A 638-nucleotide genomic window follows, 5' to 3' on the forward strand; every position below is an offset into this window, starting at 1 on the left:
GGTCGCAGCCGGATGCACGAGCCGTCGTTCAACCATAGCCGGCCACGTTTAGGTTGCTTCTGCGGCACCTTGAGGCCTTCGCGCCGCCAGATCCGCTCCACCCGTTTATGGTTCACCGACCAGCCCGCCGCATGCAGCAGTGCGGTTACCCGGCGGTAGCCGTAGCGCCCGTACTGCCTGGCCAGCGCGACGATGTCGTCGGTCAGCACCTCTTCGTCATCTGCCCCGCACGGCACCTTGCGCTGTGTCGACCGGTGCTGCCCCAGCACGCGGCACACGCGCCGCTCGGATACGTACAGCACCTCTCGCACCTGGTCGATGCAGCGTCGGCGTCGCGCGGGGCTCAGAAGTTTCCCCGCGCCGCCTCCTGTAGAATCAACTTGTCCAGTGTCAGGTCGGAGATCGCACGCCGCAGCCGCAGGTTCTCCTTCTCCAGATCTTTCATCCGACGCGCCTGATCCGTCTTCAAGCCGCCGTACTCCTTGCGCCAGCGGTAGTAAGTCTGCTCGCTGACCGCGATCCGCCGGCATGCCTCAGCGGTCGTCCCGCCCTGGCCCAGCATGATCTCGACCTCACGCAGCTTCCCGATGATCTCCTCAGGCTTGTGCTTCTTGGCAGGCATGCGTCGTCCCTTCCTT

The 638-nt window shown here is 65.2% G+C and carries 1 pseudogene; it reads right to left on the bottom strand.

The annotated features are described in order from the left end of the window. Nucleotides 1-622 (bottom strand): annotated as a pseudogene (locus AVT10_RS17965) (IS3-like element ISGbe1 family transposase); the annotation flags it as partial. Between the last annotated feature and the right edge of the window lie 16 nt (nucleotides 623-638).

Source organism: Sphingomonas hankookensis, assembly GCF_001619955.1.
Lineage (GTDB): Bacteria > Pseudomonadota > Alphaproteobacteria > Sphingomonadales > Sphingomonadaceae > Sphingomonas > Sphingomonas hankookensis_A.